We start from the raw sequence: 7,130 nt of genomic DNA on the forward strand, positions 1-7,130 counted from the left end.
CCGACGGGGGCGAGGTTCTTCGCGGGCACGCCCTTGGAGCCGCCGCGGGCGGGGATCACGGCGAGCACCCGGCGTACCGCCGGCGGGTTGGACATGGGATCAGCTCCTCGAGCGGAGTTCGGGTCGGCGGCCTGGGTGCTCACAGCTCGCCCATTCGGCGGATCACGGGGGCCACGCGCTGCACGCCGTGCCGGTAGGCACCGCGCGCCGCCCGGCGCACGATCTGCCGGACCGGTCCGGGCTCCCTGTCGGCGGCGGGCGCGCCGGGCAGCGGGGTGCCGTCCGGGCCGAGGTGGTGCCGGGCGAGGATGCCGGGCAGATAGCCGGGCGCGGTGACGGGTGTGTAGTACGGGCTCAGCGGCGGAAGTCCGCCGGGGCGGGCGAGCAGGTCGCCGATGCGTTCCCGGGCGGTGTCGAAGGCCGTCTCGTACGTGCCCGCCCCGGAGGGGGTGGTGCCGGTGGCGACGCCCTGCCGGGCCACCCACTCCCCGTCCGGCCGCGGGAGGTGGCCGGCGTCGAGCTGGTCCCAGGAGGCGAGGCAGCCGGAGCCGACGAAGTGGTGGTTGCCGAGCGCCTCCCGGATGCCGAGGTCGGTGAGGACCACGGTGGGGATACGGCGGTGCAGCGATTCCAGGGCGGCCGTGGAGCTGACGGTGACGAGCAGGTCGGTACGGTCGAGGACCTCGCCCATGTGCCCGTAGACCAGGCGGAAGTTGGCGGGCGGGTCGAGGCGCTGGACCAGTTTCTGGTAGGGCAGTTCCTCGAGGTGCGTGGTGTGTTCGCCGGGCTTGGAGCGCAGCTTCAGCAGCACCTCGCGTTCGGGGTGCCGACGGGCGTGCTCCACCAGCCGGTTCAGCAGGTACGTACGGTCCCTGCGGCTGTCCGGGACGGACGGCTGGGCGGCGAACACGACGGTGTAGGGCCTGCGCCCTTGCTTCGCAGACGGGTCGTTCCCGCCGGAGTAGGGGGCCCCGCCCAGGAAGGGCAGCGCGACCTCGGTCACCGCGTCGGCGCCGGCGCCCACCCCCTCGTACACCGCGCGGAAACGGTCCGCGTCCTGGCGGGAGTTGGCGAGCACCAGGTCGGCGCCGTGGCGCAGCAGCAGGCCGTCGGCGAGCTTCTCGTAGACGACACCGACGTATCCGGTGACGACGACCGGCCGGCCGGGGCGGTCCTCCCAGGCCCGGTTCAGCCCGTGCAGCATCGCCTGCACGCCGCCGCCGACCAGGGCGAGCACGAGGATGTCGTAGGACTCCTCACCCATCGCGCGCAGGAACTCGACCGCGGTGACCTCCCGGAGGGAGTCCGCGCGGACGCCGACCTCGCCGAGCTGGCGGGCGGTGGGCGTGGCGCGGCCCCGCAGGAGATATCCGTCCAGGCGGACTTCCCGCGGAGCGACGCGGTTCGCGGTGAGGGCGCCCCATTTCCAGCGGGTGTCGGAATCCGCGAGGACCGCCACTCTCAGGGGCTTCATTGCACTTGCTGGCACACCCAAGACGTTAGGAAGCGAAATCTAGGTGCGGCCCAACCGTGAATCAACGAAAAGTTAACAACACCCCACCGAAAGCCGAACCGGCCCCCGAATTCACGGCACGTAGACCTGATACACCGTACCGACATGTGGAGTTCACCGCCCGTACGATCACCGGAAAGTTGCCGATCCGGGCGGGCTCCTAAGGTTTTCCGGGTGCCCAAGCTTTCCGTGATCGTCCCCTTCCACAACGTCCGGCCGCACGCGCCGGACACCCTCAGAAGTCTTCGCCTGAACGCCCGGCCGGACTTCGAGTTCCTTCTTGTCGACGACCATTCCCTGGACGGGACCCAGGACATTCTCGAGCGCGCGGCCGAGGACCTCTCGGCCGTCGCCCGGGTCCGCCACTTCCGCCATGACGGAAATCGCGGGGTGTCCGCCGCGCGCAACACCGGACTGGACGCGGCGCGGGGCGAGTTCCTGGTCTTCCTGGACGGCGGGGACTGGCTGGCCCCGGGCCATCTGGCCCGTCTGGTGGCGGACGCCGAGGAACTGGGCTGCGACTTCGTGCGCACCGACCAGGTGCAGGTCACCGGCCGCGCCCGGTCCGTACGCCGGGTGCCGGTCGGCCTCCGGGGCGAGGTGCTGAACCCCCGGGACGCGATCCTGCCGGCGGACCGGACGACCTCCGTGGACTACGTGTACGTCTGGGCCGGCATCTACCGCCGGCGGCTGCTGGAACGGGGACTGCTGCACTTCGACGAGGGCCTGCGCACGGCCGAGGACCGGCCGTGGGCCTGGCGGCTGCACCGCGAGGCGGAGTCGTTCGCCGTGACCGATCTGCTGGGCGTGTTCTACCGGCGCGGGGTGTCCTCCTCCCTCAGCCGGATCGGCGATGCCCGCCAGCTCGACTTCATCCGCGCCTTCGACCAGATCCTCGGGGAGACGTCGGCGGACCGGGACGCCGGCCTGCTGCTGCCCAAGGCGGTACGGACGTACTGCGCGGTCATCGCCCACCACCTCGCCGAGCGGGACAAGTTCGCACCGGCCGTGGCCCGGAAGCTGCGGACGATGAGCGCGGCGGCCCTCCGGCGGATGCCGCAGGACGTGCTCGACGACGTACTGGACACCATGGACCTGCGCCGGTCCGCCCGGCTGCGGCGGCTGCGGCGCCCGGGCCGCCGGGCCGGAACGGGAAAGGACGCCGCCTGATGCCGGCCACCACTCAGATCTTCTGCGCCTCCACGCCGCACGGCGTCGCCACCCTGGTGGCGGCGATCGAGTCCGGCTGCTTCGCGGCGGCCGGGCGCCGGCTGCTGCTGCTCTGCGACGTCTCCGCCGTCCCGGAGGCCGCGCCGGCGCCGGGCGGGACACCGGTGGCGGCTTCCCCGCCCGCCCGTTTCGACAGGGTGCTGTCCTGGAACGACGCCGTCCGCCCCTTCCACCCGGCGGGCTGGACGCCCCGTGCCGACGACGTTCCGCTCCTGGAACGCCACCTGCGGCTGCTGTGGGGGCTCGGCGGGGACCGTGTGGAGCTCGTGCTGGAGTCCCCGGACGCGCCGTGGACCCTGGCGGTGGCCCAGGTGTTCACCGGAGCCCCGCTCCACGTCCACGCGGGCGGGCCGGCGGTCTACGGGCCCACGCGCGGCAAGCTCGATCCGCTGATCGGCACGCGGGTACGGCAGGTGCTCCATCTGGACCTGGTGCCGGGCCTGGCACCCATGCTGCTGACCGAGTTCGGGGTCCCTGCGCGGGTGGTGCCGACGGACGCCTACAGGAGGGCGGTCCGTGAACTGGCGGCGTCCGGGCCCGCGTTGCCCGCGCTGCCGGACAACGCGGCGCTGCTGGTGGGGCAGAGCCTGTCCCCGCTCGGCGTCCACCGTGCGGAGGGAGGGGAAGAGGACGAGCTGCACGTGCGGATGCTGCGGGGAGCGGCCGGACGCGGCCACCGCACCGCCGTGTTCGCGCCGCACCCCGGCTCCGAGGTCCGGCACGGCCGTGCCCTGCGGGCCGAGGCGGAGCGGCTCGGGGTGGGTCTCACCGTCCTGGACACCCCGGTGCCCGCCGAGGTGCTGTTCGAGACGTCCCGGCCCGCGCTGGTCGTCGGCTGCTCCTCGACCGCGCTGTTCACGGCGTCCGCGTGCTACGGCCTGCCGGTCGCCCGCGTCGGCACCGGACGGCTCCTGGAACGGCTGACGCCCTACCAGCACGGCCACCGGGTCCCGGCCGTCCTCGCGGACGTGCTGCTGCCCGGCCTGGAGGGCGGTGACGACGGCCCGGCCCCGCTTCCGGCGGACGAGCTGAACGACCTCGTGACCGCACTCGGGTTCACCATGCAGCCGCAGGTCCACCCGTCCCTGCGCCCGGCCGCCGAGCGCTACCTCGCCCGGAACTTCGGCCCACGCGCCCAGCGCTGGTTCAGGCGCAAACGGCTCACCTCGCTGGGGCTGCCCGGCGGCATCCCGGGACGGCTGGCGTTCCTCCCCCGCAACGCCACCGCACGCCGGATGGCACGGCGGGCCCGGGCGCTGGGGAAGGCGGTGCGGGGGTAGGGCCGGTCGTGCGGTCGGGGACGCGCCGTGGCGGTGCCGGACGCGGGAGTACGGTGCGTGCCGGCCGCACGGCGGAGGAGGGCGCCGTCGGCCCGGACCCCGGGACCGGCCGACGGTGCCGCTGCACACGTCCTGCGGACCACGGGAACGCGTGAGCCCGCACCCGCGTCCGCGCCGGAGCCCGTACGGCGGGCCCCGGACGCAGTGCTCGACCGGGCCGGCGACACGGGGCGGCTGCGCAGGGGCGGCCACACGGGTCGGACCGCACGGGGCCGGCCACACGGAGCCGTTGTGCGGGGCCGGCAACGGGAGACCGGGACGTCCGGCCGGCGGTGCGGGGGTAGGGGCACCCGGCCGGCGGTGCGGAAGCCGGCGCTCGGAGGCGACGGTGCAACAGCGGCTACGCCCGGCCCGCCACACGGGCGGGCCGTCAGGGCCGGCAGCCCGGGGGCTGGGGCGCGCTGGGCTCGGTGTAGGGGGTACGGGGTCCGTGGACGGGGTCCCGTGGACGGGGTCCGTGGACGGGGTCCCGTGGACGGGGTCCCGTGTACTGGGTCGCCCCTGCCGGGCGGTGGCCGCGCACGGTAGGGCTGTGCTGCTCAGCCGGGCCCCGCCCGGGTGGGTACCGGCACTCAGCGAGGCCTGAGTACGAGCACCCGGACGCCCGGCCGACTGCCGGCAGGGGAGTGTTCACCCCTCGTCCACCCGGACGCCACCGGTGGACCGCCCCACTGGGGCACATTCGGCCTGGCGACCTCAGGACGGTGAAACGATGACGAACCCCCTGGCGGGGATGCTCAAGGCACGGCAGAAGGAGGCCGCCAGGCCCGCGCTGTACGCCCGGGGCATGCGCGTGTGCGGTGAGTACCTGGCGGCCCGGGACGACCGGGCCGCTCCCCCCGACGTCCGCCTCACCCGGGCCGTCGGTGTGCTCGCCGCCGCCCTCGGCGCCCCGTCGGCGGACCCCTTCGACGCCCTGCTGCAGGTCGGCGAGCGCGCCCTCGAGGCCGGCGGTGAGGACGGGCCGGCGCTGGCCCTGGGCATCGCGGAGACGGCGACCGAGCTCCGGCAGCGGTCCAAGGGTGCCTGGCGGCTGCGTGGTCTGGCGCTGGACCGGCTCGGGCGGGACGCGGAGGCTCTGGAGTGCTACGGCCGCTGTCTCGCGCTGCAGCAGGGCGGTGACACGGCGGAGGCGGTCGCCCGCCGGATCGGCACACTGCGGCGCCGGCGGGAGTGCCTGGAGGAGGCCGCCGCGCTCTTCCCGGGGTCCGGCCCCGCGCTGAGGGGCCTGACCGCCCGGAACACCGGCACCGCGGCCGAGGAGTTCGCCGCCGAGGTCCGGGCGCGGGTGGCCGAGCACGGCATGGGTGATCCCGCCGTACGGCGCCTGCTGGACCTGTACGGCACCTACCGGCGGCTCGTCGAGCGGTCCGCGCTGTCCGATCCGATGCTGGGCGGGAGCGTGCCGATCGGGGTCGGCGGTCTGCGGGCGCTGGTCGCGGGGCGGACGGTGTGCCTGGTCTCGAACGCCGCGGAGGTCGCCGGGAGCACGCTGGGCGCGGAGATCGACGGCTACGACCTGGTGGTGCGCTGTGACGCGTTCGGCCTCAGCGCGGAGGGCACCGGTCGGCGTACCGGACTGCACGCCGTCTCGCTGCGCGGCGACACACCGTGGGAGGGGCCCCCGTGGTCCCGGCCGGCCGGGATCCGGCTGGTGTTCGGCGACCCGGCCGGGGCCTGGCGCCGCGCGACCCGTGAGCGGCTCGTCGCCGGGGCGCAGGACCAGGTCGGTGACGCCTCGCTGCGGCGGCCCCTGAGCGATCCGGCGCTGCTGGGCGAGGGGGCCGCCTCCGGCTCGGGCGCGGGGGCCGGTACCGCGTTCACCGTGCTGCGGCTCCTTGACTTCCTGGATGTCAGCCCCCGCCTGGACCTGATCGGCTTCGACAAGCCCGGCCGGCTGCGGCCCGCGGAGGCCGAGTGGGTCATGGACCGCGCGACGCACGTCGACGCCGGCAAGATGAGGATCGCCCTGCGATGACCCGCCCCTCCGCCCCAGCCTCCGCCGCCGCCGACGACCGGAGCACCGCCTCCGCCGACGACCGGAGCGCCGTCACCGGCAGGCGCCGGATCGCCTTCGCCGTCCGCAGCGGCGCCGGGGAACTGCCCGCTGTGGCCACCCTGCTGCGCAGTCTGGCGCTCACCAACCCGGGCGTGTGCGAGGACTTCGTGGTGCTGCACCCGGGGCTGCCGGACGCCTCGTTCGACGCCCTGCGGGGGCTGCACCCGCGCCTGGTCACCCGCCGCTCGTCCAGCCGCCGGGACGTGTTCCGGCTGGAGGGTTACGACACCGTCGTCGCCCTCTCCCCCACGACGGTCGTGCTGGGGGACATCGGTGAGCTGCTGCGGATGCGGCACGGGGTGGGCGCCGTATCGCGGGTGCGTCCGGGCGGACAGGGCGGTGAGCGGCGTACGGTCCGGCCGGACGGACTGCTGGTGGTGCAGCGGGCCGATGTGGACGACACCGTGGCGGCCCGGCTCGACGACGACGGCGACGGCGGGTTCGACGGCGACTGGGGCGCGGCGCTCGCGGGGGTCCTGACTCCGGTGGACGCGCGGTACGACTTCCCCGCCCGCCGGCTGTACGACGACATGCCGGTGCCCGCGCGGGTCGCCGTGCTGCGGTTCCCCGGCCCGTCCGACGAGCCCGGGTACGCTCCGGCCGCCGAGGCGCGGCGGCGTTTCGAGCTGGACGACGAGGAGTTCCGGGCCGCGTACTGCGCCCTGCCCGGCGACAGGCACCCCGACCTGCTGGCCCACCTCGCGCCGCCACTGCTGCGGGCGCGTCCCTCGCTCGGTCTCGCCCGTACGGTCGCCGACGTGTACCGCCGGCAGGGCCGTTACGACGAGGCCGTGGACGTGCTCGCCCCGGTGGTCGGCGACCGGCTGGACGCGCCGCGCTGCCAGGAGACGCTGGGCCTCTGCCTGATGGCGCTGTCACGCTACGAGGAGGCGGAGGCCCGGCTGCTGCTGGCGGCGGCGTCACCCGACACGGCGCCGCGCGCCTTCGCGCAGCTCGCCCGGCTGGCGTGGGTGTGCGGCCGGGACGC

General features: G+C 75.2%; 5 protein-coding genes. 4 read left to right on the forward strand and 1 reads right to left on the reverse strand.

Annotation, left to right across the window (positions count from 1 at the left end; translation table 11 throughout):
• Positions 1-139: 139 nt before the first annotated feature.
• Positions 140-1,489 (reverse strand): DUF6716 putative glycosyltransferase, encoded by a 1,350-nt coding sequence (locus tag B9S61_RS05335; RefSeq protein ID WP_103541152.1) that lies wholly within the window; start codon positions 1,487-1,489, stop codon positions 140-142.
• Between the two features lie 198 nt (positions 1,490-1,687).
• On the opposite strand from B9S61_RS05335, the gene B9S61_RS05340 reads away from it, so the two are divergent.
• From B9S61_RS05340 to B9S61_RS05355, 4 genes are all read left to right on the forward strand, one after another.
• Complete coding sequence (locus B9S61_RS05340) at positions 1,688-2,683, forward strand: glycosyltransferase family 2 protein (RefSeq protein WP_103541153.1); 996 nt, start codon at positions 1,688-1,690, stop codon at positions 2,681-2,683.
• Positions 2,683-4,023, forward strand: coding sequence for a polysialyltransferase family glycosyltransferase (locus tag B9S61_RS05345; RefSeq protein WP_103541154.1), 1,341 nt, complete (start codon positions 2,683-2,685; stop codon positions 4,021-4,023). The genes B9S61_RS05340 and B9S61_RS05345 overlap by 1 nt, the downstream gene beginning before the upstream one ends.
• Before the next feature lie 772 nt (positions 4,024-4,795).
• Positions 4,796-6,061 carry a tetratricopeptide repeat protein gene (locus tag B9S61_RS05350; protein ID WP_181007256.1) on the forward strand — a complete coding sequence of 422 codons (1,266 nt, stop codon included), beginning with the start codon at positions 4,796-4,798 and terminating at the stop codon, positions 6,059-6,061.
• A partial coding sequence (locus B9S61_RS05355; protein WP_146064717.1) for a CDC27 family protein occupies positions 6,058-7,130 on the forward strand: 1,073 nt, incomplete at its 3' end. The genes B9S61_RS05350 and B9S61_RS05355, both read left to right, overlap by 4 nt.

This window comes from Streptomyces sp. SM1, from assembly GCF_002910825.1.
GTDB lineage: Bacteria > Actinomycetota > Actinomycetes > Streptomycetales > Streptomycetaceae > Streptomyces > Streptomyces okerensis.